Origin of the sequence: Burkholderia sp. SCN-KJ, from assembly GCF_024656005.1 — a bacterium.
Lineage (GTDB): Bacteria > Pseudomonadota > Gammaproteobacteria > Burkholderiales > Burkholderiaceae > Burkholderia.
Genome location: NZ_JANKOG010000019.1, coordinates 45,589 through 69,159 on the forward strand (window position 1 = coordinate 45,589; position 23,571 = coordinate 69,159).

19 protein-coding genes are annotated in these 23,571 nt (G+C 68.6%); 4 read left to right on the forward strand and 15 right to left on the reverse strand.

The window, feature by feature from the left end:
- Positions 1–15: 15 nt before the first annotated feature.
- The 7 genes from NQV17_RS26995 to NQV17_RS27025 all read right to left on the reverse strand — a co-directional run bounded on the left by NQV17_RS26995 (position 16) and on the right by NQV17_RS27025 (position 8,999).
- Positions 16–801, reverse strand: coding sequence for an electron transfer flavoprotein subunit beta/FixA family protein (locus NQV17_RS26995; protein WP_257774618.1), 786 nt, complete (start codon positions 799–801; stop codon positions 16–18).
- Positions 798–1,967 (reverse strand): electron transfer flavoprotein subunit alpha/FixB family protein, encoded by a 1,170-nt coding sequence (locus tag NQV17_RS27000; protein WP_257774619.1) that lies wholly within the window; start codon positions 1,965–1,967, stop codon positions 798–800. The genes NQV17_RS26995 and NQV17_RS27000 overlap by 4 nt, the downstream gene beginning before the upstream one ends.
- A 4-nt stretch (positions 1,968–1,971) precedes the next feature.
- Complete coding sequence (locus tag NQV17_RS27005; protein WP_257774620.1) at positions 1,972–3,897, reverse strand: (Fe-S)-binding protein; 1,926 nt, start codon at positions 3,895–3,897, stop codon at positions 1,972–1,974.
- A 3-nt stretch (positions 3,898–3,900) separates the two neighbouring features.
- The gene (locus NQV17_RS27010) at positions 3,901–5,964 is read right to left on the reverse strand and encodes an NADH:flavin oxidoreductase (protein ID WP_044844361.1); all 2,064 of its coding nucleotides are present in this window, start codon (positions 5,962–5,964) and stop codon (positions 3,901–3,903) included.
- A gap of 72 nt (positions 5,965–6,036) precedes the next feature.
- Positions 6,037–6,570 carry a DUF5943 domain-containing protein gene (locus NQV17_RS27015; RefSeq protein ID WP_089475447.1) on the reverse strand — a complete coding sequence of 178 codons (534 nt, stop codon included), beginning with the start codon at positions 6,568–6,570 and terminating at the stop codon, positions 6,037–6,039.
- A 139-nt stretch (positions 6,571–6,709) separates the two neighbouring features.
- Positions 6,710–7,681: a dipeptidase gene (locus NQV17_RS27020; protein ID WP_044844362.1), complete on the reverse strand. Its 972-nt coding sequence runs from the start codon at positions 7,679–7,681 to the stop codon at positions 6,710–6,712.
- 43 nt (positions 7,682–7,724) lie between these two features.
- A complete protein-coding gene (locus NQV17_RS27025; RefSeq protein ID WP_044844363.1) occupies positions 7,725–8,999 on the reverse strand; it encodes a serine hydroxymethyltransferase in 1,275 nt (424 codons plus the stop codon).
- A gap of 9 nt (positions 9,000–9,008) precedes the next feature.
- On the opposite strand from NQV17_RS27025, the gene NQV17_RS27030 reads away from it, so the two are divergent.
- Together NQV17_RS27030 and NQV17_RS27035 are read left to right on the forward strand one after the other, a co-directional pair.
- Positions 9,009–9,233 (forward strand): hypothetical protein, encoded by a 225-nt coding sequence (locus tag NQV17_RS27030; RefSeq protein ID WP_082088477.1) that lies wholly within the window; start codon positions 9,009–9,011, stop codon positions 9,231–9,233.
- A gap of 224 nt (positions 9,234–9,457) precedes the next feature.
- On the forward strand, positions 9,458–10,483 hold the full coding sequence (locus NQV17_RS27035) for a GlxA family transcriptional regulator (RefSeq protein ID WP_257774621.1): 1,026 nt from the start codon (positions 9,458–9,460) through the stop codon (positions 10,481–10,483).
- A 64-nt stretch (positions 10,484–10,547) separates the two neighbouring features.
- On the opposite strand, the gene NQV17_RS27040 is transcribed toward NQV17_RS27035, so the two are convergent.
- Positions 10,548–11,960: a discoidin domain-containing protein gene (locus NQV17_RS27040; RefSeq protein WP_044844365.1), complete on the reverse strand. Its 1,413-nt coding sequence runs from the start codon at positions 11,958–11,960 to the stop codon at positions 10,548–10,550.
- A gap of 283 nt (positions 11,961–12,243) precedes the next feature.
- Here NQV17_RS27040 and NQV17_RS27045 point away from each other — a divergent pair, with 283 nt between their 5' ends.
- Positions 12,244–13,665: a PLP-dependent aminotransferase family protein gene (locus NQV17_RS27045; RefSeq protein ID WP_257774622.1), complete on the forward strand. Its 1,422-nt coding sequence runs from the start codon at positions 12,244–12,246 to the stop codon at positions 13,663–13,665.
- Positions 13,666–13,673: 8 nt separating this feature from the next.
- A complete protein-coding gene (locus tag NQV17_RS27050) occupies positions 13,674–14,492 on the forward strand; it encodes an ATP-dependent serine protease (RefSeq protein ID WP_257774623.1) in 819 nt (272 codons plus the stop codon).
- Positions 14,493–14,630: 138 nt separating this feature from the next.
- On the opposite strand, the gene fdhA is transcribed toward NQV17_RS27050, so the two are convergent.
- The 7 genes from fdhA to NQV17_RS27085 all read right to left on the reverse strand — a co-directional run bounded on the left by fdhA (position 14,631) and on the right by NQV17_RS27085 (position 23,557).
- On the reverse strand, positions 14,631–15,827 hold the full coding sequence (gene fdhA, locus NQV17_RS27055) for a formaldehyde dehydrogenase, glutathione-independent (protein ID WP_257774624.1): 1,197 nt from the start codon (positions 15,825–15,827) through the stop codon (positions 14,631–14,633).
- A gap of 239 nt (positions 15,828–16,066) precedes the next feature.
- Positions 16,067–17,257: an HlyD family efflux transporter periplasmic adaptor subunit gene (locus tag NQV17_RS27060; protein ID WP_257774625.1), complete on the reverse strand. Its 1,191-nt coding sequence runs from the start codon at positions 17,255–17,257 to the stop codon at positions 16,067–16,069.
- The gene (locus NQV17_RS27065; protein WP_257774626.1) at positions 17,257–19,134 is read right to left on the reverse strand and encodes an efflux transporter outer membrane subunit; all 1,878 of its coding nucleotides are present in this window, start codon (positions 19,132–19,134) and stop codon (positions 17,257–17,259) included. Before NQV17_RS27065 ends, NQV17_RS27060 begins: the two co-directional genes overlap by 1 nt.
- Before the next feature lie 20 nt (positions 19,135–19,154).
- Positions 19,155–20,093, reverse strand: a complete 939-nt coding sequence (locus NQV17_RS27070) for a glycosyltransferase family 2 protein (protein ID WP_257774627.1) — start codon at positions 20,091–20,093, stop codon at positions 19,155–19,157.
- 10 nt (positions 20,094–20,103) lie between these two features.
- Entirely contained in the window at positions 20,104–21,690 is a 1,587-nt protein-coding gene (locus tag NQV17_RS27075) for a DHA2 family efflux MFS transporter permease subunit (RefSeq protein ID WP_257774628.1), read from the reverse strand.
- Complete coding sequence (locus NQV17_RS27080; RefSeq protein WP_257774629.1) at positions 21,687–22,970, reverse strand: glycosyltransferase; 1,284 nt, start codon at positions 22,968–22,970, stop codon at positions 21,687–21,689. Before NQV17_RS27080 ends, NQV17_RS27075 begins: the two co-directional genes overlap by 4 nt.
- Before the next feature lie 17 nt (positions 22,971–22,987).
- A complete protein-coding gene (locus tag NQV17_RS27085) occupies positions 22,988–23,557 on the reverse strand; it encodes an isoprenylcysteine carboxylmethyltransferase family protein (protein ID WP_257774630.1) in 570 nt (189 codons plus the stop codon).
- Positions 23,558–23,571 lie beyond the last annotated feature (14 nt).

The following is a 23,571-nucleotide window of genomic DNA, read 5'->3' on the forward strand; positions in this document are numbered from 1 at the left end:
CGACAGGCATCAAAATCAGTAGTCGATGAGCTGATGCTCGCGCAAATACGCGAGGATCACTTGTGCTTTTTCGACTGAACTCCCTTCATTTACGACGTTGCCGCCGCGGCTTTCGGTCGTGGTCGCGGACAGCATCCGGGCATGCCCCGAGCGCTTCTCGGCGGCGACCAGCTTTACGGGTTTACGCTCGACCGGGCCGACCTTCCAGGCCGCCGCATCGGCGTCCGCGCCGGTCGACGTGAGTGCCGGGCGGATCGCGCCGGCGCGCAGCCGCGCATACGCGTAGCGCGGCGCCACGTTGGCGAGCGGATGGACCGCGACGACGGCCGGCAGCGCCGCGTCGACGCGCCGCCGCAGCCCTTTCGGCAAGAATTGCCGGACCGCCGCGCGGCCGCCGTCGACCGTCACGTCGACGGCCGAGCCGACGAGCGGATAGCCGAGCGCCGCGGCGACGCGATACGGCAGCATCCCGGTGTCGTACGCGCCCTCGGCGCGCGTGCCGGTCAGCACGAGGTCATAACCTTCGACGCGCGCGGCGAGCGCATGCGCGGCATCGTCGCCGTCGTGGCAGGCCAGCACCTCGACCTGCCGCGCGCCGAGCGCGAGATATTCAGCAAGCGCTTCATTCGCGGGATCGCCCGCATGGATCACGTCGAGCTGCGCACGATGCCGCTCCGCGAGCTGGCGGCCGACCTCGAGCGCGGCCGCGTCGTTGCGGCTGTAGCGCGCGGTGCCGCTGACGGGGTGCCGGCCCACGGACACGAGCACCGCGATGCGTTGCAACTGGCGGGGGGCGTTCATGCTGCGACTCCTTCGGTTTCACGCGAGCCGACCGCGGCCGGCGATTGTCCGCGCGACGCGCGCGCGGCCTGCACCTGTTCGATCAGCGCGGCGATCGTCGCCTGCGCGTCGCCCACCACCGTCAGGTTCGCGCGCTTCGCGATCGGCGCGCTGCCGTCGAGGTTCACCGCGATCACGTGGCGGCAGTCCTTGATCCCCTGCAAGTGCTGCACCGCGCCCGAGATGCCGAACGCGATGTACACGCTCGCCTCGACCGTCTTGCCGGTCGCGCCCACCTGCTTGTCGCGCGTGAAGTGACCGTTGTCGACCGCGACGCGGCTCGCGCCGATCGCCGCGCCGAACGCGCCGGCCAGTTGCTCGAACGCGCCGATGTCGGACACGCCATTGCCGGCCGACACGATGAAGTCGGCTTCCTCCAGCGCGACCTGCGCCGCGTCGATTTCCTCGAGGCCGAGATCGCGGTACGGCTGCGCCGCGTCGCCGGCCGGGCGGATGAAGTCGGCGGCCAGGCGCTCGCCCGCGCCGACGAACGGCAGTTTCGCCTCGACCGCGTTCTGCGCGAGCAGGATCACGTCGGGCAGCCCGCGCGTCGCGAACGCGCGGCCGGCCTGCGCATACGCGCCGACATGCTTCGCGTCGATCTCGACCACGTGGGTCGCGACGCTCGCCCCGGCGGCCGCCGCGTAACGCCGGCCGAGATCGCCGTCGCCGGTCGCGTTGTCGGGCACGAACACGTGCTTCGGCGCGAGCGCCGCGGCGCATGCCTGCAACGCTTGCAATTCGCTTTCGGGCGCAAACGCGCGACGGTCGAAGCCGGCCAGCTCGATCAGCTTGTCGACGCCGAGTTCGGCGGCGTCATCCTTCAGTTCGCCGAATGCCAGCAGCGCAACTTCCGTCTGCGCGTCGGCGAGCACCGCGGCGGCGGCAATCGCCAGCCGCGCATGGTCGTCGAGCGCGCCGCGCTCGGCGTGTGCCACCACCAGCATCACGTGCTTCGGGTCCTGCACCGCGCGGCGCGGCTTCGCGGCCGCGGCGCCGTGGCCGTGCGCGGACCACTGCGCGGCGCTCGCATCGGCGCTGCCTTCCTCGCCGAGCGTGATGCGCTTCAGGCCCGCGGCCGTGATGATGAACGGCCGGCGCGGATCGATTCGTTTGATCGTGTTCATCGATTCACTCCAGCGAGGCGGCAACGAGTTCGGCCACGTCGAGCACGTCGGGGCGCGGGCCCACGACGCCTTCGAGCATCGCCGTGCAGTTCGGGCAACCGACCGCGACCACGTCCGCGCCGATCGCGCGTGCGTCGGCGATGCGGATGTCGGGGATACGCTGCTTGCCCGGGATATCGGTCAGCGGCGCACCGCCGCCGCCACCGCAGCAGCGGCCGCGCATGCCGTTGCGCTCCATCTCGACGACCTGGATGCCGATCGTCTTCAGCAGCTTGCGCGGCGATTCCGTCTCGCCGTTGTAGCGGCCGAGGTAGCACGGGTCGTGATACGTGGTGCGCTTCTCGCGCAGCGACTCGACCGCCTTCGGCGCGATCTTGCCGCTGTCGGCCAGCTCCGCGAGGTAGGTCGTGTGATGCTTGACCGTCACGCGCAACCCGAGCGCGCGGTATTCGTTGCGCAGGCTGTGCATCACGTGCGGGTCGGCCGTCACGATCTGCTTGTACGACAGCGAGCCGAGCGTGCCGATCAGGCGCTTCGCCATCTGCTGGAACGTCGCTTCGTCGCCGAGGCGGCGTGCGACGTCGCCGGTGTCGGTCTCGGTCCCGCCGAGCACCGCGTAGTCGACGCCGGCCTTGTTCAGCACCTTGACGAACGCGCGCAGCGTGCGCTGGTAACGCATGTCGAACGCGCCTTCACCCGCGACGAACAGCACGTCGACCGGCTTGCCCGGTTGCGCGACCGGCGCGTTCAGGTCGACCGACCAGTCGTAGCGCGCAGCCGTGTCGTAGCCGCCCATCGTGCCCGTCTCGCGCAGGTTCGCGAGCACTTCCTGGCCCTTGCCCGGCACCGTGCCGTGCACCAGCGTGCGGTTGCGGCGCATGTCGACGATCGCGTCGACGTGCTCGATCAGCATCGGGCACTCCTGCACGCATGCGCGGCAGGTGGTGCACGACCACAGCGTCTGCTCCTCGATCAGGCCCGACACGATCGGGCCGTTCGGCTCGCCGCGATGCTGGCCGACCGCGAGGCCCGGCGTCGGGCTGCCGGCGTACGCGGCATCGGTGCCGCCTGCCATCCCGACGACGAGATCCTGGATCAGTTTCTTCGGGTTCAGCGGCTGGCCCGATGCGAACGCGGGGCACGCGGCTTCGCACTTGCCGCACTGCACGCACGCGTCGAAGCTCAGCAGCTGGTTCCAGCGGAATTCGACCGGCTTCGCGACGCCATACTCCTCGTGCTCGATGTCCGGCAGCTTCAGCGCGGTCGGCGGCGTGGCCGTGCCGTTGCCCGTGAACGAATCGCGGGTGGCCGCGAAACGCTCCTGGCGCGGGTGGAACGCGAGGTGCAGCAGGCCGGCGATCGCATGCTTCATCGGGCCGCCCTTCGCGGCGCCGACGGTCATCGTGAAGGCGCCGGCGCCGATCAGCAGCGCGCAGAGCACCGCGAACGCGCCCGACATCGCACCGGTCGGCACGACCATGAACAGCACGAGGCCGAGCGCGAACGAGCCGAGCAGCCAGGGCAGCGCGTTCCACGGGCCGCGCGACAGGCGCGCCGGCACGTCCTTCGCCGCGCGGCGGCGCCAGACGAACACCACGCCGACGAGCATCGCGAGCGCCGCGAGGAAGATCAGCTTGTCGAGCCACGGCGAGTAGATCGCGAGGCCGTAGTTGACGAACACCAGCGCGAGCGCGGCGATCGCGCCGCCGGCGGTCGCGACGTGGGTCTTCGCGATGTACGGATCGCGGGCGACCACATGGTGCAGGTCGACGAAGTAGCGCTTCGGGATCGTGAACAGGTTCGCGATGCCGAACGAGCCGGGCGCCGTCGCGCGCCCGAGACGCCAGTAGGACGAGCGCTTCGCGACCGCGAACGCGAGCCCCGCCACCGACAGCCACAGCAGTGCGGTAATGAGGAAAGCCGGATTCATTTTTTAGAAATCCTTGACGAGGCGCAGCGAGTCGTAGATCGCACCGTGGACGTTGTGCATCGAGATGCAGTCGCCGACACGGAACAGCAGGAAGCGGCCGTTGCCCAGTTCTTCCGACAGGCACGGCTGCGGCTCGGCCGCGAACAGCGTGTGCGGATCGATCTGGCCGCGGTTCACCGACTCCGGCTTGAGCTTCCAGTACAGCTCGTCGTTCGGCGACGAACCGTTCTCGATCACGACCTGGTCGACCGCGCGCTCTTCCAGCTCCTCGGTGTATTCGTTGCGCAGCACGGCGATGATCTTGCCGTCTTCCTCGTACACGCGATCGAGCATCGTGTTCGGCGTCGGGATCACGCCGAGCGCGTACAGGCGGCGATAGAAGATCGGGAACGTCGTGCCGCCGCAATCGTCGGCCACCTTCACGTCGGGCGTCACCACCTCGACCTTCGAGCCGCGGCTCGCCATGAAGTCGGCCACGCCGGCGCCCGCATGCGTGCTCACGCCGTCGAACAGCAGCACGTTCTGCTTCGGCTCGACCTTGCCGGTCAGGATGTCCCACGAGCTGACCGCGAGACCTTCGGCCACGCCCCACGCCGGCACCTGCCACGTGAAGCTCGAACCGCCGGTCGCGAGCACGACGATGTCCGGCTTCTCGGCCATGATCATCTTCTCGTCGGCGGCGACGCCGAGGCGCCGGTCGACGCCGAGACGCTTGGTTTCCATGTCGAACCAGCGGATGATCCCCGACATCTGTTCGCGCTGCGGCGCCTTCGCGGCGATCATCACCTGGCCGCCGACTTCGGCGTTCTTCTCGAACAGCACGACGTCGTGGCCGCGCAGCTTCGCGACGCGTGCGGCCTCGAGGCCCGCCGGGCCCGCGCCGACCACCACCACCTTGCGCTTCGGGCCGCGCGACTTCTCGATGATGTGCGGCATCGTCGCCTCGCGCGACGTCGCGGCGTTCTGGATGCACAGCACGTCGAGGCCGTTGTACTGGCGGTCGATGCAGTAGTTCGCGCCGACGCACTGCTTGATTTCGTCCTCGCGGCCGTCGCGGATCTTGATCACCATGTGCGGATCGGCGATCTGCGCGCGCGTCATGCCGACCAGGTCGATCATGCCGTTCGCGAGCAGGCGCTCGGCCTGCCCCGCATCGCGGATGCTCTGTGCGTGCATCACGGGAATCTTCACCACCGACTTGATGCCGGCCGCGAGGTGCACGAACGGCTCCGGCGGCAACGCCATCGGCGGCATGCAGTTCGCGATCGTGTTGTGCGTGTCGCCGCCCGAGCCGACCACGCTCAGGTAGTCGATCAGGCCCGTCTCCGACATCGCCTGCGCGATTTCCTTCAGCGCTTCGTGATCGAGACCGTCCTCGTGGAATTCGTCGCCGCACATGCGCAGGCCGACGCAGAAGTCCTTGCCGACCGCTTCACGCACGGCCGTCAGCACTTCGATGCCGAAGCGCAGGCGGTTCTCGAGGCTGCCGCCCCATTCGTCGGTGCGGTGGTTCGAACGCTTGCTCCAGAACTGGTCGATCAGGTGCTGGTGCGCGGCGGAGATTTCGATGCCGTCCATGCCGGCCGCTTTCACGCGCTTCGCGGCGGCCGCGAAGTCGCCGATGATGCGGCGGATTTCCTCGATCTCGATGATCTTCGCGTTACCGCGGTGCACCGGCTCGCGCACGCCCGACGGCGACATCAGGTGCGGCCAGTGCTCGCCGTGGAACGACGAGCGGCGGCCCATGTGCGTCGCCTGGATCATGATCTTCGCGCCGTGCTTGTGCATCGTGTCGGCGAGACGCGTGAGCGGGTCGATGATCTTGTCGTTCGACAGGTTCACCGACTTCCACCAGCCCTGCGGGCTGTCGATCGACACGGGGCTCGAGCCGCCGCAGATCGCGAGGCCGACGCCACCCTTCGCCTTCTCTTCGTAATAGCGGATGTAGCGGTCGCCCGGCAGGCCGCCCGGCTCGGCATACACCTCCGCGTGCGCGGTGCTGACGATCCGGTTGCGCAGCGTCAGCTGGTTCAGCTGCATGGGTTTGAACAGGTGGGGATAACGCATCGCAGGCGACCTCTGGCGTTCGAATGTCTCGTGTTGCGGGTGTTGTTTGTTGCTGTGTCTCGGGTCGGCGCGTCAGTGCGCGATCGGCGACACTTCGAAGACGCAGTGATCGTGGTGCTCGGCCGCACACTGCACTTCCAACGACCGCGCGCGCGGCGCGCCCTTGCCTTCCGGCGTCGTGTCGTTGACCCAGTCCATCGCGCCGGCGAACCAGCCCGCGAACATGTAGCAGAGCTTGCCTTCCTTGCCCGGCTGCTGGAGCACGAACGACGAGTGGCGCAGCTCGATCTTCGCGCGTGCGCTGGCCGGATCGGCCTCGATGATCGAAAACAGGCCCCAGCCGCGTTGCGACAGGCGTTTCAGGTAGTGCTCGAACACCGCCATGCCGGTGAGGCCGTGCAGCTTCGCTTCCTTGTCGCACCAGTGGTACGCGGACTTGTAGCCGGCCTTGTAGAGGATCTCGGCATACGCCTCGACGCCGAGCGCTTCCTCGACGGCGACGTGATTGTTCGTGAAGAAGTGACGCGGCACGTACAGCATCGGCAGCGCGTCGGTGGTCCAGACGCCGGTATCGGGATCGACGTTGATCGGCAGTTGCGGTTGCATCGTGGTGACTCCGTGAGGAAAATTGGCCGCGCGACTCAGGCGCAGGCACGACATCGTCCGCGTGCCCGCGCGACAGGCGCCGGCACGTCCCGATTGTTCTAGTGTTGAATCGCGGGTGGCGGTTCGGCTCGGCGGACGCTTACGCGCCCCACACGTCCTTGAACACGCGCACCCAGTTCTCGCCCATGATCTTGCGGATGCGCGACTCCTTCCAGCCGTGGCGTTCCATCGCCGCGGTCAGGTTCGGGAATTCGCCGATCGTGCGGATGCCGTCCGGGTTGATCACCTTGCCGAAGTTCGTCAGCTGGCGATAGCGGCCCTTGTCATGCGTCAGCATGTCGAAGAATTCCTTCGCGAAATCCTGCGTGAAGTCCGTGCCGATGCCGACCGCGTCTTCGCCGATCAGGTTCACGACGTAGTCGATCGCCTCGATGTAGTCGTCGATGTTCGCCTCGATGCCGCGCTTCAGGAACGGCGCGAACATCGTCACGCCGACGAAGCCGCCGGCGTCGGCGATTTCCTTCAGCTGCGCGTCGCTCTTGTTGCGCGGATGTTCCTTCAGGCCCGACGGCAGGCAGTGCGAGTAGCACACCGGCTTCTTCGAGAACGCGATCGCTTCCGACGACGTGTTGCCGCCCACATGCGACAGGTCGACCATGATGCCGACGCGGTTCATCTCGGTGATCACTTCGCGGCCGAAGTCCGACAGGCCGCCGTCGCGCTCGTAGCAGCCGGTGCCGACCAGGTTCTGCGTGTTGTAGCAGAGCTGCACGACGCGCACGCCCATGTCGGCGAACGCCTCGATGTAGCCGAGGTTGTCCTCGAACGCGTGCGCGTTCTGGAAGCCGAGGATGATCCCGGTCTTGCCTTCCTTCTTCGCGCGGAAGATGTCGTCGGTCGTGCGCACCAGCGTCAGCAGTTCGCCGTTCTCGCGGATCTTCTGCTTCATCACGCCGATGTTGTCGACGGTCTTGGTGAAGTTCTCCCACACCGATACCGTGCAGTTCGCGGCCGTGATGCCGCCCTTGCGCATGTCCTCGAACACCGGCTTCTCGAACTTCGAGATGTTCAGTCCGTCGATGATGATGCTGTCCTGATGCAGCGTGCTCATATCTGCCTCTCGCTCCAGTCTCTGCTGTATGTGGGGTCGTCGATCAGTAAATCGGGAAGCGCTCGCAAAGCGCGAAAATCTCGCGGCGCACGCGCTGTTCGGTCGCGTGGTCGCCTTCCGGGTTCGCGCGCAGCGCGTCGAACACCTCGAGAATCAGGCGGCCGACTTCGCGGAACTCCGCGACGCCGAAGCCGCGCGTCGTGCCGGCCGGCGTGCCGAGACGGATGCCCGACGTGACGGTCGGCTTCTCGGTGTCGAACGGAATGCCGTTCTTGTTGCAGGTGATGCCCGCGCGTTCGAGCGCCTGCTCGACCGGCGCACCCTTCAGGCCCTTCGGGCGCAGGTCGACCAGCAGCAGGTGGTTGTCGGTGCCGCCGGTGACGAGGTCGACGCCGCCCGCCTTCAGCACTTCGCCGAGGGCCTGCGCGTTCGCGAGCACGTTGTCGATGTAGGTCTTGAAGTCCGCATGCAGCACTTCGCCGAACGCGACGGCCTTGCCGGCGATCACGTGCATCAGCGGGCCGCCCTGCAGGCCGGGGAACACGGCCGAGTTGATCTTCTTCGCGATCTCTTCGTCGTTGGTCAGCACGAAGCCGCCGCGCGGGCCGCGCAGCGTCTTGTGCGTGGTCGACGTGACGACGTGCGCGTGCTCGACCGGATTCGCATGGCGGCCGGCGGCGATCACGCCCGCGATGTGCGCCATGTCGACCATCAGCTTCGCGCCGACGCTGTCGGCGATCGCACGGAAGCGGGCGAAGTCCAGCGCGCGCGGGTACGCCGAGAAGCCGGCGATGATCAGGCTCGGCTTGTGCTCGTGCGCGAGTGCCTCGACCTGGTCGTAGTCGATCCGCATCGTGTCGCGGTTCACGCCGTACTGCACGGCGTTGAACCACTTGCCCGACAGCGCCGGCTTCGCGCCGTGCGTCAGGTGGCCGCCGGCGTCCAGCGACATGCCGAGCACCGTGTCGCCCGGCTTCGCGAGCGCGAGCATCACCGAACCGTTCGCCTGCGCGCCCGAGTGCGGCTGCACGTTCGCATAGCCGGCGTTGAAGATCTGCTTCACGCGCTCGATCGCCAGCGCCTCCACCTCGTCCGCGAACTCGCAGCCGCCGTAGTAGCGCTTGCCCGGATAGCCTTCCGCATACTTGTTGGTCAGCACCGAACCCTGGGCCTCCAGCACCGCGCGCGACACGATGTTTTCCGACGCGATCAGCTCGACCTGCGACTGCTGGCGCTCGAGCTCCTTCAGGATGGCGCTGCGCACCGGCGCGTCGCGCTCGGCGAGGGGCTGCGAGAAGAAAGGCTGGGTGTTCGACATAGTGCGTCCGTGACGAAGAATAAAGGGCGTGAAACCGAAGCTCGAGGCCCGCCATACCTGGGTTTCCAGCGCATCCAGTGCAAGGCTGCCGACGGCTCTATTCTTGTCGTTCGGATTTTCGACGGATTGATGAATTTAGACGCGTTCTTTACCTTTTCCGCCATGCGCGTCCGTTTTGTACAAGTGACCGGTCGTGCTTTTTGGGATGACCAGGCAAGCCGGCGTGTGCAGTGAATTCGCGATTCATCGGTGGACAGGCACTTCGCCGGTGCCTGCGCTGTGCGTCCCGGGTGCAGCGCGGCCCGCTTACGGTGCAGTGCAGCATCCGCCCCGCGCCCATACAACGTATGGAGCTAGGGTTTAGCCGTATGGCACGGTTGTTGCGCTCGCTCCCACAATACGGCAGCCCGATCCGTGCCTCGGGCTAAAAGCTATTAGAGATTCAAGGAACGCTCCCCATGTCGCCCGACCGCACAGCGTCGCTGTCCCACTTCGCGTTCATGCCTTTACCGAACTTCACGATGATCGCGTTCACCAATGCGATCGAGGTGCTTCGGATGGCGAACTACCTGAGCGGCCAGCCGCTCTACCGCTGGTCGATCATCAGCCCGGACGGCGGCCCGGTCACGGCGAGCAATGGCCTCACGGTCGACACGGGCCCGGCCGAGTGCGTCGGGCAGCCGGATATCGTATTCGTGTGCGGCGGCGTCGACGTGCAGCGCGCGACCACGCCCGCCCATCTGTCGACGCTGCGCCGCTTTGCGCGTTCGGGCATTCCGCTCGGCAGCCTGTGCACGGGCACCTATGCGCTCGCGAAGTCGGGGCTGCTCGCGGGCTACGCGTGCGCGATCCACTGGGAAAACATGTCGGCGCTGAAGGAAGAGTTTCCGGACACGCGCTTCCTGAAGGAACTGTTCGTGGTCGACCGCGATCGCATCACGTGCACGGGCGGCGTCGCGCCGCTCGACATGATGCTGAACCTGATCGCCGCACGGGTCGGCACCGCGCGCGTCACGCAGATCGCCGAGCAGTTCATCGTCGAACACGTGCGCGACACGAGCGCGCAACAGCGGATGCCGCTCGTCGCGCGGCTCGGCTCGGCGAACAAGTCGCTGTTCGAAGTGATTTCGCTGATGGAGAACAACATCGAGGAACCGCTGTCGCGCGAGGAGCTCGCGCGGCTCGCGAACATGTCGCAGCGTCAGCTGCAGCGCCTGTTCCGCGAACACCTCGGGATGACGCCCACGCACTATTACCTGACGCTGCGGCTGCGCCGCGCGCGCGAGCTGCTGCTGCAGACCGACATGTCGATCATGCACATCACGATGGCGTGCGGCTTCCAGTCGGCATGCCACTTCAGCAAGAGCTATCGCGACGCGTTCGGCGTCGCGCCGACGCGCGAACGCCGCAAGCAGGTCGCGCCGCTCGCGCAGGGCGCGGCGGCATCCGCGCCGGCGTTTCCGGCGCATGTGATTCATGCGTGACGCACGAGTTGCGCGCGTTGCGCGATAAAAAAAAGCGGCCTCGAAGGCCGCTTTTTGCTGGTGCTTACGATCCCCACACCTGCATTTCGTCGAGCGAGTACCCCCACTGCGTCGCCCGCTTCGTGCCGAGCATCCGCACGTAGCGCCCCTGCGCATTCAGGTTCGGCAACGTGACGTGACCGTACGACACGCCGTTGTTCGTCGAGTAGACCGTCGTCCAGTTCGCGTTGTCGTTCGACGTCTGGATCTGGTACACGAGCGCGCCCGCGTCCCAGTAGAGATCGACGCTGCTGATCTTCTTCACCGCGCCGAGATCGACGGAGATCCATTGCGGATCGACGCCCGCGCCTTCCGGCGAATCCCAGCGCGTGCTGGTCGTGTTGCCGTCGAACGCCTTGTCCGCCGTCAGCGATGTGTTGTAGCTCGCCGACGCAGCAGCCGGCCGCCCTTGCGACAGCAGTGTCGGCTGCGCGGCTGCCGGGCCGCCGTAGTAGCTCGAGCCGAGCTTCGCCTTCGTCGTATCGGCATTCACGCCGAACTGCGACAGGCTCCAGCGCTGGCCGGTCGTCACGTCGCCGACGTAGAGCTGGTAGCCGCCCGCCGTCGTCGACGAGAAGAACACGTAGTTCGTGCCGGTCACCGGCGCCGGGTCCGAGTTGTTGCTCACGCAGTCGTTGATCGGCAGCGCGTTCGGCGTCGATGCCGGGTCCGCGGTCTTCGTGTAGATCTGGTCCGCGCCGCCGCTATCCTTCCAGCGTGCATAGAACACCATGCCGTCGCCGCGCACGATCGGATAGTAGGTCTGCAGACCGGCCGGATGATCGAACGTGGCGGTCGCGCCGGTCGCGATCGTGCGCTTCATCAGCCCCATGTTCGAGCCGGTGCCCGTCGCGTAGTAGACGGCGCTCGCGTCCGGCGCGAGGAACGGCATCGAGTATTCGGCGCCGGCCGGTGCGTTCGTCAGGCTCACGACCGACGTGAACACCGGGCCCGCGCTCGTGTACGACAGCGTGCCCTGCTTCACGTCGCCGTTCTGCTTGAACACGAGCGTCTTGCCGTCGGCGCTGAATTTCGGATCTTCGTTGCGCGTCGCGCCGGTGCTGTTCGTCAGGTTCACGGGCGGCGTGCCGGCGCCGAGCTGCAGCATGAACACGTTCCATGCGCCGTTGCTGATGCCCATGAACGCGAGCCACTTGCCGTCGGGGCTGAACACGCCGTTCATCGGATCGGTGATGCCCCAGCTGCTCTTGCTCAGCTGCGTGAGCGTATGGGCCGAAAAATCGTACAGGAACAGCTGGCTCGTGCCGTCGCCGTAGTTGACGTAGCTGTGATAGACGAGCTTGCCGGTCAGCGCCGCGGGAAACGACGCGTTGGATTGAGTCGGAGGATTGCTGATGCAGGCCGCTTCGGCGGCACCGCTGGACAGGTTGAGAGCGATGCCGGCCACGAGGCCCGCAGCGAGGAACTTCGATTTCACGCTGATTGCTTCCGGGAAAGGTAGGGACGGAGCGGCCCGGGTCCCGCACACGGTGCACGGGGATCACGGGTCCGCCATCGGAGGGCGCGAACTCGGTATCGATCACGCATCGGGAATGAAACTTGCGCAGCATGCCTGCTCGCTCGTCTGAAGAAAAGGCTCAAAGTGAGTCGAAAACAACCGGATCAGCGACAGGCGCATCAGCGTTTGAGGGCGGGATTGAACGCGGCGGAGGCCGTGCTACTCTTTTTTCACGACGGCCGCGATCGGCCGGAGGGCAGGCATGAAGCGTTATGCGGCGCTGGCTCAGACGATTGGCGACGCGATCCGGCGTGGCGACCTCGGGCCCGGCGCGCGTATCCCGACCGTGCGCGCAGCGTGCCGCGCTTACCGTGTAAGTCCATCCACCGTGTTTCGCGCGTACTACAAGCTCGAAAGCGAGGGCCTGATCACCGCGCGTGCGCGCTCCGGATATTTCGTTGCGAACCTGGATGACAAGCGCGTGCGCGCGGGTCACGACACCCCGCGCAAACCGGCCGCGTCGCAGACGGGCGACACCGATGTGCTGTTCCGCTTGCTCGACTCGCTCAAATTCGACGACATCGTGCCGCTGGGTTCCGCGTTCGCCAGCTATTCGCTGTTTCCGATGAGCAGCCTGTGGCGGTATGCGGCGGCGGCGGCCCGCAACATGGACCGCGCGAAACTGCTGGCCGGGCTGCCGCCCGGCCATGAAGCGCTGCGCCGCCAGATCGCACTGCGCTACCTGAACGCGGGCGCGTCATTGCCGATGGAAGAGATCGTCATCACGACCGGCGCGGCCGAAGCGCTGACGCTGAGCCTGCAGGCGCTCACGCGCCCCGGCGACATCGTCGCGATCGAACGTCCGGCCTATCACGCGGTACTGCAGGCCGTGCGGCGGCTGCACCTGAAGGCCATCGAAATTCCGGTGAATCCGCGCACCGGCCTCGATCTCGATGCGCTCGCCGACGCGCTCGACACGCATCCGGTGCGCGCCTGCTGGTTCATGACCTCGTTCCACAACCCGACCGGCGCGACGCTGCCCGACGAGCGCAAGCGCGCGCTGATCGACCTGCTCGCGTCGCACCGCGTGCCGCTGATCGAGGACGACGTGTTCGGCGAACTGCACTTCGGCCCGACGCCCACGCGGCCCGCGAAGCTGTACGACGAAAGCGGGCTGGTGCTGCATTGCGGTTCGTTCTCGAAGTGCCTTGCCCCCGGTTTCCGGGTCGGCTGGGTCGCGGCCGGACGCTACGTGAAGCAGATCAGCCAGGTGAAGAACGCGAGCGCGCCGGCGGCCGACGTGCCCGCGCAGATGGCCGTATCCAGCTACCTGCTCAACGGCGCGTACGACCGCTTCCTGCGCCGGCTCCGCCGCAACCTGGCCGCGCACCAGGCGCAGATGCTGGCGGCCGTCAGCGCGTACTTCCCGCCCGATACGGCGGTGCATGCCCCGCGCGGCGGGTATTTCCTGTGGATCGAATTGCCGCCGCACGTGGATGCGATGCGGTTGTTCGGCGACGCGATGAAAAACGGCGTCAGCCTCGCGCCCGGGCCGATTTTTTCCATGACGGGCGCCTTTCACCGCTACGTCCGGCTGAACTACGGCCGGCCGTGGACCCCTGCCGTCGAGGACGCGATGCAGACCCTCGGGACGCTCGCGGGGCGGCAACGACAGACGAGGTAGCAACGACCATGCAAGTCCTGCCCATCCGGAAAGTCCGCACGCGCGACACGTTGCGCGGCGCACTGAACCTGCACGCCGTGCCGCGCGATGCCGTCAGCCAGCGCTGCCGGCAATGCGGCTTCATGGCATTCCGCGCCACCGAGCAATGCCCCGTCTGCGGACTCGGGGGCTGGCCGTTCGCGCCGCTGCGCGAACCGATCGAATCGAGCGAATCAAGCGACGAAGCGCAGGCCACGCAGGCCGCTCCTCCGCACGACGCGCTCCCCGTCCCGAAATGGTCGTCGCGCATCGGCGCCGCGGTGCGCAGCGCGGCGATCCGGCGGCCGAGCGCGTCGAGCGCGCCGCTGCTGAGCATCCTGACCCTCGTGCTGCTGGTCGGCGGCTATGTGACGTTCGACCGGACGTGCAAGGCCGATCCGGTCTGCCGCGGCCAGGGCGCGCCGGCGCCAGCGGCAAACGACGCCAGTCTGCATGCGGCCGACGCGCTGACGTTGCCGGTCGTGCCCGCGCCCGTCCATGCGTTTCATCCGGCCGACCGCCCGGCGCTCGACAGCGATCGGCTTGCCGCCGCCGACCGGCTGGACGCAACCGATCGAGCAGGCTATGCCGGCCCGAGCCGACACATGACCGGACGCACGGCAACCACGGTCGCGCGGCACGCACCGGCGGTGCGCACGCGCAGCGGTACTCGCGTCGTCAACTGGAAAGGCGGCGCTACCGCGACGCGACACGCGCACGCGATCCGCCGCGTAAGCCTGCATACGCGCCACGGTCGGCGCGCGACGGCAAGCGCGACCCAAGTGGCCATGGTCTATCGCGCGCACTGAGCGCCGGGCGCGCAGGAATTCGGCGCGATCGCGGGCCGCTACGATCGGGGTTCGCCTGCGCCGGCAGCGCAAGCCCACAGCAAAAACGGGCGGCACCGTTTCCGGTACCGCCCGTTTCATGTTCCGCCCGTTCGTGCGTCAGGCCGCCAGCAAGCCGTGCGGATCGATCACGAATTTGCGCGGCGCGCCGCCGTCGAACTTCTTGTAGCCTTCCGGCGCCTGATCGAGCGAGATCACCTCGACGTTGACGATCTTCGCGATCGGCAGACGGTCGAACAGGATGGCCTGCATCAGGTTGCGGTTGTACTTCAGCACCGGTGTCTGGCCCGTGAAGAACGAATGCGACTTCGCCCAGCCGAGGCCGAAGCGGATGCTCAGGCTGCCGTGCTGCGCGGCCTTGTCCTTCGCGCCCGGATCGTCCGTCACGTACAGGCCCGGAATGCCGATCGCGCCGGCAGGACGCGTGATTTCCATCAGCGAGTTCAGCACCGTCGCGGGCGCTTCCTCGGAATGGCCCGACGAACCGTGACCGTGCGCCTCGAAGCCGACGCAGTCGACCGCGCAGTCGATCTCCGGCACGCCGAGGATCTGCTCGATCTGCTCGCCGAGCGACGCGTCCTTCGACAGGTCGACCGTCTCGAAGCCCATCGCCCGCGCGTGCGCGAGGCGTTCCGCATTCATGTCGCCGACGATCGTGACCGCCGCGCCGAGCAGGCGCGCCGATGCGGCCGCCGCCATCCCGACCGGGCCCGCGCCCGCGATGTAGACCGTCGAGCCCGGCTTCACGCCCGCGCTCACCGCGCCGTGATAACCGGTCGGCAGAATGTCGGACAGGCAGGTCAGGTCGCGGATCTTCGCCATTGCCTGGTCGCGATCCGGGAATTTCAGCAGGTTGAAGTCGGCGTACGGCACGAGCACGTACTCGGCCTGGCCGCCGATCCAGCCGCCCATGTCGACGTAGCCGTATGCGCCGCCGGCTCGCGACGGGTTCACGTTCAGGCACACGCCCGTATGCGTGTCCTTGCACATCGCGCAGCGGCCGCACGCGACGTTGAAGGGCACCGACACGAGATCGCCGATCTTCAGCGTCTCGACGTCGCGGCCCACCTCGACCACTTCGCCCGTGATCTCGTGACCGAGCACGAGGCCGATCGGCGCGGTCGTGCGGCCGCGCACCATGTGCTGGTCGGAACCGCAGATGTTCGTGCTGACCACTTTCAGGATCACGCCGTGGCCGATCGCGCGGCCGGTCGGATCGACCATCTTCGGATAATCGATCTTCTGAACTTCGACCTTGCCCGGCCCAAGATAGACGACACCTCGATTGTTGCTCATCGTATTGTCTCCATGTCTCGTTGGATGGCGCTGCTGTGCGCCGGCAGATGCGGTGCTACGCAACGTGCTGTTCGAGAGTAGTCCCGGAGGTGGGGGCGCCGATGTCTCAAACGCGACACGCGTTTGATCGGTGCCGACATCGGTGGCGGAAATGCGAAGGTCGGTCCGGAAAAGGGGTGCGGGCGGGGGTTGGGGGGAAGGCCGGGATGCGCCGGCCACCCACCCCGGCCCGCCGCCTGTCACCCGCCCTGATTCTCGCGGATGATCGCGGCAGCAGCCGCTTCCGCGTCGCTCGCGATGCCGTCGTGCACGCGCGTGCTGACGGCCGGCGTCGGCGGTTCGCTGTCGAGCGAATGGCCGTCGCGGTTGCGCGTATCGACCGTCGCGCGCATCGACAGCCCGACCCGCAGCGGATGCGCGGCCAGATCGCGGGGATCGAGCGCGATCACGACCGGCACGCGCTGCACGACCTTGATCCAGTTGCCGGCCGCGTTCTGCGACGGCAGCATCGAGAACGCGCTGCCGGTGCCGGCCGAGAAGCCCTGCACGCGGCCGCGATAGACGACGCGCGACCCGTACAGGTCCGACACCACGTCGACCGGCTGGCCGACGCGCATGTGGCGGATCTGCCCTTCCTTGAAATTCGCCTCGATCCATAGCCGGTTCAGCTGCACGATCGACATCAGCGGCACGCCGGGCCCGACCTGCTGGCCGGCCTGCACCGAACGCTGGCCGACCGTGCCGTCGACCGGCGCGACGATCGTCGTGCGCTTCAGGTTCCGGTAAGCGAGCTTGAACTGCGCGGCGGCCTGCACGACGGCCGGGCTCTCGTCCACCGGCAGCTTGCTGCCGAGCGCCCGCGCGGCGTCGAGCTGCGCCTGCGCGGCCGCGAGGTTCGCCTGGGCGCCGGCGACGGCCGCGCGGGCGCGCGCCAGCTCCTCCGGCGCGACGATCTCGACCGACGCGCCCGAACGCGCGGCAAGCGCGCGCTGCGCGAGCGACAGGTCGGCCTGGCGCGCGCTCACGGCTGCCACGTACATCGTGTTCGAGATCTTCGCGTTCGCGACCTGCCGCACGGCCTGCGCGAGCTGCGCCTTCGCCTGCGCGAACGCGACGGACGCTTCCGTATCGTCGAGCCGCACGAGCGTCTGCCCGGCGCGCACGGGCTGCGTGTCGGCGACCAGCACGTCGGTCACGGCGCCCGGAATCTGTGCGGCGGCCTGCACGATGCTGCCGGCGACGTACGCGTCGTCGGTGTCCTCGTAGTAGCGGTCGCGTAGCAGCCAGAACGCGATCCAGACGAGCGCGGCGAGCGCAACGACCGCGAAGAACAGCATGAAACGCTTGCGACGCGTCGCGCGGCGCGCGTCGAGTGCCGGGTCGTTCAGGGCGGCCGGCTGCGCCGCGGTGTGAAGGTTGTCGTGGTGCATCAGTCGCTTTGCGTAACGATCAGGCGGTCATGCTGGAACAGGGGGAGCGCGGACGCGCGCGTGTCGGCGGCGACGGTGGGAGCCGCGCGGCGCGAGCCGACGCCGACACTCGTGTTCGTGTTCGTGCTGGCACTCGCGCTCGTGCTCGTGCTCGCGCCGGTACTCACACTCGCATTCTCGGCATCGGCAGCCGGACTAAGCGGCACGACCGACACCGCCGGCGGATCGATCCGCACGGCACGCGGCGCAGCGCCGCTACCTGACACCGCCGCGCGCCGCGCTTGCGCACTGGTGTCCGCCGCGTTGCCGCGGGCAGCGGCATTCGCCGTCGCGCCGCGTTTCGTCCGCGCGCCTTGCGCGGTACGCGCCGCGGGCATCGCCGCACCCGCAGTCGTTGCGCTCGCATCGAACCCGCCGCCGAGCGCGCCGACCAGCCCGACGCGCAGCGTCCGCTGCCGCCCGAGCAGCGCGATCAGCTGCGCACGCTCGTCGATCAGCGTGAGGTCCGCGACATCGACATCCTTCTGCATCAACACGCCGCGCCGATGGCGATCGGCCGCGATCTGCACGATCTTCTGCGCGGCGGCGACGGCATCCTGCTGCTGCACGACGAGCGTCTGCGCGGTCTGCAGCGACGTGACGATTTGCGCGACCTGCCCGAGCGCGTCGTCGACGGTCTTGTTGTACAGCCCGATCGCGACGTCGGCCTGCGCGACGTCCGCGCCGAGCTTCGCCTTCAGCCGGCCGCGATCGAACACCGGCAGCGAGACCGCCGGGCCGACGGAGCCGGCGAGCGAATCACGCGAGAACAGCGACGCGGGCGTCAGCGCGAACACGCCGCCGAGCGCGACGAGGTTCACGTCCGGATAGAACTGCGCGCGCGTCGAATCGGCATTCGCGAACGCGGCTTCGACGCGCAACCGCGCGGCAACGATGTCGGGCCGGCGGCCGAGCAGATCGGCCGGCAGCCGCGCGGGCAGCGCGCCGCCGGGAAACGCGCCGACGCGCGGCCGCTGCAACGCGAGCCCGCGCTCCGGCCCGCGCCCGGACAGCACGCCGAGCTGCAATTGCGCGAGCTTGATCTGCTCGTCGTTCAGCGCGATCTGTGCGAGCAGGCGGCTGCGCTTGATCGACGCGTCGCTCGCGTCGTATGCGTTGTCGAGGCCGCGCGCGGTGCGCTCGCGCAGCACGGCCGTCACGCGCTGGCTGATCTTCAGCTTCTGCTGCAGCAGGTCGCGCACCGCGTACGCCTCATCGAGCTGGCAATACACGGTGACGATCGCGACCGCGAGCGTGAGCCGCACCTGCTCGGCCTCGACACCGGCCGCGTCGCGCAGCGACATCAGGCTCTTCGTCGCCGCGCGGTTCTTGCCCCACAGGTCGAGCTGGTAGTTCAGCCCGACGAACACCGACGACGGCGACACGACCGGATCGCCGAAGATCTCGACCGGCACGCGATAACCGCCCGCCGTCACGTCGGCGATATCGCCCGGCTTCGGCATCCGCGCGCGGCTGACCGTCGCGCCGGCCGTGCCGGTCAAGCCCGTCAGCGAATCGAACTGCTGAAGCTGCGACTGCGCGATCCGCAGCCGCGCCTGCGCGACCTGCAGATCCGGATTGTTCTGCGACGCCTCCACCACCAGGTCGTCGAGCTGCGGATCCTGCAGCTGCTTCACCCAGTCGGGCGCGGGCCATGCGCCATCCGCGCCGGGCCCCGCGGTGCGAGCGAGCGCGTCGCCGGCCGGTGTGCGCAGCGACAGCGACGGCAGGAACCCCGACGGCACGCAGCCGCCCAGCGCCAGCAGCGCGGCGGCCGCGACGATCGCCCAGCCGCCCTGCCCGCGATGCGTCGGCCCGGCCGCTCGCGCCGCTTTCATGATGCATTTCATCGCCGCCCTCACTCCTGCTGGACGCGCCGCGCGCGTGCGGCGAGACGCGGCCGCGTGCGCTCGAGCGGACCGAGCCGCCCGAACAGGCCGTCGGCGATGCCGAACGCGATGCCCGCGAGCTTGGCGCGCTTGTCGCGCTCGACGAGCGCGATCTGCACGACCTGCCACACGGTCAGCAGGTTCGGCACGATCGCCACCGGAAAGCGCAACCCGTACTGCATCCCAAGCTGCACCGCATTGCGTGCGCTGTAGTAGCGCCGTTGCCACGAGTGATTCATCGACGTCATTTCGAAAGGGCCGAACGCGTGCCGCTGCTTCGCGCCGATCCGGTGCGGCAGCACCAGCGACGGCACGACGTAGAGCGGCACGTTGCGCGCAAGCGCGCGGAAGCTGTACTCGGTATCGACGTGATCGATGAACAGCGTCTCGTCGAAGCGGCCGAGCACGTCGAACGCGGCGCGCGACACGACGCAGCCCGACGAGATCAGGAACGCGCAGCGCTGCGGCGGCGCGTCGGGCGCGAGACGCAGCCGACGCAACGCGATCCCGTCGGTCGCGAGTTCGGGCAGGAAGCTGCGCGCGTTCTCGTCGAAGATGCGCGGGCCGGCCAGGAACGCGCGCCCCGCGAGCCCCGTGCAGGCGTCGCGCATCGTCGCGAAGTAACCGGCCGGCACCGACGAATCCTGGTCGAACAGCGCGACCGCGTCGACGTCGTCGCGAAACAGCGCCGCGAGCCCCGCGTTGTAGGCGCCCGCGATGCCGCCGCGATTGCCGTGATGCAGCAGCGCGATGCCGTCGCGCGCGCACACCTCGCGAGCGCGCGCATCGGGCTGCGGCGTGTTGTCGACGACCAGCAGCGCGTCGCACGCGTGCCGCCACGCGCCGAGCGCCGCGAGCTGCGCGTCGCTCGGGTGATACAGGATCACGAGTGCGCCGAGTGTCGTCATGCCGCTCTCCTCAATGTCCGAACGAAGCGGCCGCGCCGCGCTTCGGCCGCGTGAGCCACATCATCGCGGCGAGCACGAGGCAGGTCATGCTCGCCATCCAGAACATGTCGCCTGTCGCCATCATGTACGCCTGCTGCATCACGACCTGGTGCAGCGTGGACAGCTCGCGCACGCCGTCCACGCCCATCGCGTTCAGCGTGTGCACGAAGCGCTGCGTGTTCGCCGACGCGTGCGTGACCGATTGCGACACGACGTCGTAGTGATAGGTCGCGCGGTTGTCCCACAGCGTCACGCTCATCGCGGTGCCGAATGCGGCGGACAGCGTGCGCAGGAAGTTCGACAGGCTCGACGCGGCCGCGAGCCGGTCGTCCGGGATGCGCGATAGCGTCGCGGCCGTCAGCGGAATGAAGAAACACGGCAGCCCGATCCCCTGGATCAACCCGGGCGCGGCGATCTGCGCGAACGTCATCTTCAGCGTGAAATGCGCGTCCCATGCGAGCACGGCAGCAAATATCAGGAATCCGAATGTCGCAAGCACACGCGCGTCGAAGCGATGCGCGTGCAGGCCGACGAGAATCGAGAACACGAGCGCGAGCACGCCGAGCGACGCGGTGGCGAGCCCCGCGTGGAACGCGTTGTAGCCCATCACCGCCTGCATCCACAGCGGGAACACGACGCCCACCACCGAGAAGCTCATCATCCCGAGCGAGATGATCAGCACGCAGAACGAGAACGTGCGGTCGCGAAACAGGCTGAGGTCGACGACCGGATGCGCGTCGCCTGCTTCCCAGATCAGCAGCGACACGATCGCGAGCGCCGCGACCACCGCGAGCGTGACGATCAGCGGCGAATCGAACCAGCCCTTGTCATGGCCGAGATCGAGCATCGCCTGCAGCGAGCCGACGCCGATCACGAGCAGCACGATGCCCGGCACGTCGATCGGGCCGGCCGCGCCGCGCTGCGCGTCGGGACGCAGCATCGCGGTGCAGACGGCGAACGAGAACAGCCCGATCGGCAAATTGATCAGGAAGATCCACGGCCACGAGAAGCTGTCGACGATCCAGCCGCCGACCACCGGCCCGAAGATCGGCGCGAGCAGCACCGTCATCGCCCACAGCGCGAGCGCGACCGTGCGCTTGTCCGGCGGGAACGTGCGCAGCAGGATCGTCTGCGACAGCGGCACCATCGGCCCCGAGCACAGCCCCTGCAGCGCGCGGCAGACCACCAGCACGTGCAGGTCGCGCGCGAGCCCGCACAGCAGCGACGTCAGCGTGAACAGCAGCACCGCGCCGACGAACAGCCGCAGCTCGCCGACGCGCCGCGCGAGCCAGCCGGTCAGCGGCACCGCGATCGCGGCCGCGACCGAATACGAGCTGATCACCCACGTACCCTGGCTGTTAGACACGCCGAGACTGCCGGAGATCGCCGGCACCGCGACGTTCGTCACGGTCGAGTCGAGCACTTCGATGAAGGTGGCGAGCGACAGTGCGAACGTCAGCAGCGCGAGCCGCGCGCCGCGCACCGGCGCTGCCGCGGGTGCGGGTTCGCGTGCATCGACGGCGGCGGGCGTGTCGTGAAGCGGCGCTGCGGTGCTCATGCGCCCGCCGTCGCGAGGTAAGCCTGCACCCGCGCGCGTCCGTGGTTCGGTGCGAAGCGCTCGATGAAATCGGCGGCGCGCTCGCAGCCGTCCGGCGCCGCATCGATCAGCGCCCGCGTGCGTTCCGCATGCACCGCGAATTCCGGCTCATCCAGCACGCGTGCGAGCGCCGCACCGAGACGCGCGCCGTCGACGGGGCCGTCGATGCGCACGCCGGCGCCGCTCGCCGCGACGCGCTGCGCATTGTCGAACTGGTCGTGCGCGAACGGCGTCACGACCTGCGGGATCCCGGCTTCGAACGCGAGCGCCGCCGTGCCGATCCCGCCGTGATGCACGAGCGCGCGGCAACGCGGCAGCAGCGTGCGCATCGGCACGAAGCGGCGCACCAGCAGCCGGTCGGCGGCCGGTGCCGCATCGTGCGGGCTCAGCAGGATGCCGCGCGCGCCGGTGGCATGCAGCGCGTCCGCGACCGCGCGCGCATACGCGTCGTGATCGACCCGCGTCGACCCGGCCGTGAACACGACGGGCGGCTCACCGGCCGCGAGGAACGCGTCGAGCGCGCGATCGTCGTCGGGCGTCGCGATGTCGTTGAACAGCGGAAAACCGCTTTGCAGATGACCGGCCGGCCAGTCGCGCTGCGCCGGTGCGAACCAGTCGGGAAACAGGCACAGCACGCCGTCGGTCGAATGCAGCCAGCGGCCGAGCACGCGCCGCGCGGGCGCGAGCCCGAGCTCGCGGCGCACCGCGTTGAGCGCCGGCCCGCACACGCGGTCGAGCACCTGCCGCTCGATCAGCGTCATCAGCGCCGCCTTCATCGGGAGCGGCCAGCGCGCGGGAACCGTCAGGCGCGGATGCGTCGGCGGCACGTGCGCGGACAGCAGCGTCGACGGCGACACCTGCACCGACACGTACGGCGTGCCGTGCAGCTCCTGCATGAAGCGCGCGGAAAACGCCCACAGCGTGCCGACCAGCACGGTGTCGCGATCGGTCAGCGCGCGCAGCGCGTCGTAGTGCGGGCGCAGCACGGGCGCGATCACCTGCCACAGCGTGCGAAACGACGTGCGCGGATCCCACAGCGCCGGGTTCGCCATCGCGGCCTCGTACTCGGCCGCGGTGCCGACCGGCACGAACGTGAAGCCGCAGCGGCGCGCGGCCGCCTCGAACGGCGGATGCGTGCAGAACACGACGTCGTGGCCGCGCGTCGCGAGCGCGCGCGCGACGCCGAGCAGCGGATGCACGTCGCCCGCCGAGCCGATCGCGGTCACGATCACCTTCGCCATCGCGCGCCTCGCGGGAGTCAGTAGAAGCCGGGGATCAGCGCCGCGACCTCGCGGCGATACTGCGTATACGCCGGCCCGAAATGCCCGGTCAGCCAGCTCTCCTCGACGCGCACCTTGTACGCGAGCGACGCGAACACGAGCGCGACGCCGAGCGCGCCGCGCCACTCGCCGCCGATCAGCGCGGCGCCGACCAGCGCGATCAGGCAGCCGGTGTAGATCGGATGACGCACGAGGCCGTACGGGCCCGTGCGAACGAGTTCGTGGTTTTCCTTCAGCGTGACGGACACGCTCCAGTTCGTGCCGAGATGCAGCCGCGCCCACACGGAGAACAGCAGCCCCGCGACGAGCATCGCGAGCCCGCATTGCGCCTGCAGGCCGAAGCGCTGCCAGTCGGGCACGAGCGCCTGCCACGACGGATCGGGCAGGATGATCAGCGCGCCGCCGACGATCAGCGGAATCGACTGCAGCGTGCGCGAGCGCGACGCCTCCTTGCGCACGGTCGTCTTCACGGCCTGCGACGTCGCAATCCAGTAGGCGAGCCAGATGGCCCACGGAACGACGATGGCGATGGTCTGAACGATATTCACGGCTGGCCTGCCTC